Origin of the sequence: Psychrobacter sp. A3 (assembly GCF_028823565.1) — a bacterium.
Taxonomy (GTDB): domain Bacteria; phylum Pseudomonadota; class Gammaproteobacteria; order Pseudomonadales; family Moraxellaceae; genus Psychrobacter; species Psychrobacter celer.
The window spans coordinates 1-648 of sequence record NZ_JAPEHS010000180.1 but is presented as its reverse complement, the minus strand read 5'-3'; the positions used below and the strand labels follow the sequence as shown (position 1 = coordinate 648).

Below are 648 nucleotides of genomic sequence, written 5' to 3'. Positions count from 1 at the left end.
TTATCGTGACCAGCATGGTGGGCTCTTATCAGCTCAGTGAGGCAGCTGCAGGCGGTATTTGGGCATGGATTGGTCTACTGAGCGTCTTTTCTGGCATGTTTTTTGGCTGGATCTCTGATCACATCGGCCGTCGCCTTGGGCTCGCGCTGGCATTTTTCTTTCTTGCCATCGCTTATCTGTTAGTCGGTTTGACGGATTGGCATTTGGGGTTATATTTGTCGATTATCTTGTTTGGTTTCGTGGTCTGGAGCGTACCTGTCATTATGGCCGCCTGCGCTGGTGATTATTTTGGTGCCGCGGCAGCAGCCAGTGCGCTTGCGGCGCTGACATTTGCCTTTTCGAGTGGTCAAGCGCTTGGACCCGTGGCAGCAGGTTATCTTGCAGAGCTGACGGGCGACTTTCGCATCAGTTATATGGTCTCTGGTATTGCCGCCTTTGTCGCCATTGGACTGGCTTTATTATTACAACCGCAAAAACCGCTTTAATTTGTGCCAAATTTTGGCCGCTTTATAAAGCAAATGACTTTATAATAATGGCGTTTGTTAGACAAGAATGACCAATAATATAGAGTCAATTCGGTATAAAAACGATACAGTGATACGCTGATGTACTTAGGGCGTGTTGAACATTCGACCATGGCACTGACAG

At 48.0% G+C, this 648-nt stretch carries 1 protein-coding gene; it reads left to right on the top strand.

The genetic code is table 11. From position 1 onward, the window contains the following. Positions 1 to 485: MFS transporter (locus NK638_RS12380; RefSeq protein ID WP_274633245.1), on the top strand; the 485-nt coding region annotated here is incomplete at its 5' end. Positions 486 to 648 lie beyond the last annotated feature (163 nt).